Genomic DNA, 535 nt, shown 5'->3' with positions numbered 1-535 from the left:
ATCGGTCGGGCGATCCAGATCCCGACGGCCATAATGTGGTCCCACAACGTGCCGAACTGCCCGGCGTTCGTCCCGACCGGGAAGCCGGTCCAGACGTCGTACGGGAGCGTGCTCGGATAGTTCTCGAGGAGGTAACTCGTCGTCCGGAGGTGATACCACGCGTCGTTGCCACGGAAGTACACCTCGCCGTTCTGGATGAAGTTCCCGTACGAGCGCAGCCGCGTCCACAGCATGAACGCGAATATCCCGAGGAGGACGGGAACATGGTACCACCGCGCGAGGAGATCGGACGGGGACGAGTCCGATTCAGCCGGCGGATCGTTCAAATCGCTCATTACCGCAAGGCACTGTCAAAACGCGCATAAGGCTTGTCATATACCCGCGACCGCTCCGCGTTTTCGGGTGGTCTTCGACCGCGAACACGCTCCGGAATTCGGCCAAAGGCGGAAACGATAAGCCCGCGCGTCGAAAGCCTCACGGTGTGAAGGTCTCGGTCGTCGTCTGTACGTACACCCTCGACATGTACGAGCACTTC

Annotated in this window: 1 pseudogene; it reads right to left on the bottom strand. The window is 60.9% G+C overall.

The window, feature by feature from the left end:
- Nucleotides 1–335, bottom strand: a pseudogene (locus tag EXE42_RS16610) (oligosaccharyl transferase, archaeosortase A system-associated); the annotation flags it as partial.
- Nucleotides 336–535: the final 200 nt, after the last annotated feature.

This window comes from Halorubrum sp. SP3, from assembly GCF_005435195.1.
Lineage (GTDB): Archaea > Halobacteriota > Halobacteria > Halobacteriales > Haloferacaceae > Halorubrum > Halorubrum sodomense.
This window is presented reverse-complemented; position numbering and strand designations above follow the sequence as displayed.